This window comes from Mesorhizobium sp. M2A.F.Ca.ET.067.02.1.1, from assembly GCF_004023285.1.
Lineage (GTDB): Bacteria > Pseudomonadota > Alphaproteobacteria > Rhizobiales > Rhizobiaceae > Mesorhizobium.
The window spans coordinates 1-2520 of sequence record NZ_RZSB01000815.1 but is presented as its reverse complement, the minus strand read 5'-3'; the positions used below and the strand labels follow the sequence as shown (position 1 = coordinate 2520).

The following is a 2520-nucleotide window of genomic DNA, read 5'->3' as shown; positions in this document are numbered from 1 at the left end:
ACTGTTCAGGTTGATGGTTCACCGGTGGGAAGGGACCGGGCCATGCCACGGCCTGTCCGAAAGGACGACCACGATCCACTCGGTCTCCTTCCCACCTCAACCATACACCAGAACCAACACACAGGATCCTAGGGTCTGCGCCGCTGGAACGACCGCGAGGAGCGTTCAGGCTAATCGCCGAAACATGTGGCCGCTAACATGACATTCGGGCCAAGGCCTCTGCCTCGATGCAGTCGAAGGCTGGTCGGCATATGACAGCCTCGTGGCCCACTCGATCCCGTTGCCATGCGCGAAGAGGGGCCTAGGTTGGTGACCAGACGTCTGCCCGATTTCAGGGCAGCCGAAGGGCCGCCACATGCATCTCGCCGTTTCGCTGAACATTGCCGCCCAGGGAAAAAACATCCTGGACTTCGGCCAGATCAGCGCGTTTGTCCGGCAGGCGGAGGCGGCCGGTGTGGATATGGTCATCATTTCTGACGTCGCGGAGGGACCATCGACCAGCCCGTTCGAAGCAACCACGCTGCTGGCGGCGCTGGCCACAGTGACGGAGAGGATTGGCCTCGTCGCCAGCGCCTCGACGCTCGCGCACCAACCCTACAATCTGGCACGCCGGTTTGCTTCGCTCGACATCATCAGCCATGGCCGCGTCGGCTGGAACGCGACACTGAGGCAGAACCCGCGCGAGGCGGCGAATTTCAGCCGCCCGGAAGGTTTCTCCGATGACGATTTTCGCCGTCGCGCGGAGGAATATATCGGCATCGTCCAAGGGTTATGGCGGAGCTGGGACGCCGATGCCTTGCTGTTCGACAAGGCGGGCGGCCGGTTCCACGATCCCGACAGGATGCATATGCTCGACCATAAGGGCGAGTTCTTCGCGGTGCGCGGGCCACTCAATGTCGCGCGTTCGCCTCAGGACACGCCGGTGCTACTCATGTCCGGTTTGAACGAAACCGATCGAGATTTCGCAAGCCGTGGCGCCGACGTCATTCTGATCGCGGAACAGTCGGCCGAGGCTGCCAATGCTGCGACCGCCGACTTGAGACGCCGGGCGCTTGCCGCCGGCTGCAAATCGGAAGCCCCGAAGGTGCTGTTGACGGTCGCGATTGGATCCGAGCCTCCTGTCGACAGGCTTCGAAGCTTGCTGGGCTCGAGCGGCTGCGACGGCTTCAATCTTGTTTTGCCGGCTGATGTCCCGGCACTTCAGAATTTTACCGACCGTGCCTTGCCGGAGCTCCGACGCGATGGCCTCGCCGGCCGGGGCCAGCAGGGCGCGACGCTGCGCGCCAGTCTTGGCCTCGGCACAGGAGGCGCAAAATGACCGCGCGCCGGATGAAGCTCGGCCTGTTCTTGTGGGCGACCGGACACCACATCGCCGCCTGGCGCCATCCGGACGCGCATGTGACGGCCGGTATCGACATCGAGCATTACATTCAACTTGCCCGCACTGCTGAAGCGGCGAAGTTCGACATGGTGTTCTGCGAGGACGCCGCCGGCCTGCGCGAGGCCAATGTCAACATTGCCAGCCAGACGTCACGCTCGATCGGCTTCGAGCCGATCAGCCTTCTTTCAGCCCTGGCCGTCCAGACCGAGCGCATCGGCCTGGTTTCCACGGCATCGACCAGCTACAACGAACCCTATGGGCTGGCGCGAACCTTCGCCTCGCTCGACAATCTGAGCGGCGGGCGGGCCGGCTGGAACCTCGTCACCTCGGCCAGCCCGATCGAAGCGGCGAATTTCGGCGCGACGGGGCTGCGGCCGCATGCCGACCGCTATGCGCGGGCGCGCGAGTTCGCCACGGTGATCACCGGGCTCTGGCACCGCAAGCCGGCCGGCCATGACGGCGAAAGCTTCTCGGTGCGCGACCCGCTCGACATCCCGCCCTCGCCGCAGGGCGCGCCGGTGATGGTGCAGGCCGGAGCATCGGATGACGGCAAGGATCTGGCCGCGCGCACGGCCGATGTCGTGTTCTCGGCCGCGCAGACTTTCGAGGAAGCCAAGGCCTTCTATGACGATCTCAAAGGGCGGCTCGCCGCCTATGGCCGCCAGCCGGACGATGTGAAGATCATGCCCGGAGTGGCGCCGATCGTGGCCGCCACGAAAGCCGAGGCACAGGCGAAATACGATGCACTGCAGGAATTGATCCCCGACGAGGTCGGCGTGGCGCTGCTCTCCAGCTATCTCAGCATTTCCGATCTTGGGCGCTACCCGATCGATGGGCCGCTGCCCGAGCTGCCGGAGAGCGAAGGCATGAAGAGCCGGCAGGCGCTGGTCATCGAACAGGCGCGCCGCGACGGGCTCTCGATCCGCGAGCTGGCGCGATACTTTGCCGGCGCGCGCGGCCATTGGCGGATTGTCGGCACTGCCGAAGAGATCGCCGACGAATTGCAGGAGCGTTTTGAAGGCGGCGCCGCCGACGGTTTCAACGTCATGCCGTCCTGGTTCCCGGGCGAGCTCGACGCCTTTGCAACGCTGGTGGTGCCGGAGTTGCAGCGGCGCGGCCTGTTCCGCAGGGACTATGAA

Annotated in this window: 2 protein-coding genes; both read left to right on the top strand. The window is 64.9% G+C overall.

Annotated elements, in window-relative coordinates; all coding sequences use genetic code 11:
- The first annotated feature begins 355 nt into the window (after window positions 1-355).
- On the top strand, window positions 356-1318 hold the full coding sequence (locus EOA28_RS32190; RefSeq protein WP_127253788.1) for an LLM class flavin-dependent oxidoreductase: 963 nt from the start codon (window positions 356-358) through the stop codon (window positions 1316-1318).
- A partial coding sequence (locus tag EOA28_RS32185) for an LLM class flavin-dependent oxidoreductase (protein WP_148670992.1) occupies window positions 1315-2520 on the top strand: 1206 nt, incomplete at its 3' end. The genes EOA28_RS32190 and EOA28_RS32185, both read left to right, overlap by 4 nt.

Coding starts and splice junctions, on each gene's coding strand:
- EOA28_RS32190 (WP_127253788.1), top strand. CDS start 356: ATGCATCTCGCCGTTTCGCTGAACATTGCCGCCCAGGGAAAAAACATC.